At 56.8% G+C, this 271-nt stretch carries 1 pseudogene; it reads right to left on the reverse strand.

The window, feature by feature from the left end:
* Positions 1–271: pseudogene (locus tag AF337_RS45440) on the reverse strand (dehydrogenase); the annotation flags it as partial.

Raw genomic sequence — 271 nt, forward strand, 5'->3', positions numbered from 1 at the left:
CACCATCTCGGCACGGCTGCCATTCAAATCCGCAAACAACAACTTTCCATCGTGGAGATGTGTAAGCAGCAAACCGCAGAGACCGCCTATCGTCCCGCAGCCGACTAGAAGAATCGCCTCGCCTTGGGGTGGGTTAAGCCGTCGTATCGCATGTAGGGCGACAGCCAAAGGTTCGGCCATGGCCGCCACTGCAGGATCAAGTGACGGCTCGTGTTTGAAAACCAGACGAGCGGGTAATTGGGTCTGTTCCGCAAATCCTCCGTCGCATACC

It is taken from the genome of Rhizobium ecuadorense (assembly GCF_001187535.1).
GTDB lineage: Bacteria > Pseudomonadota > Alphaproteobacteria > Rhizobiales > Rhizobiaceae > Rhizobium > Rhizobium ecuadorense.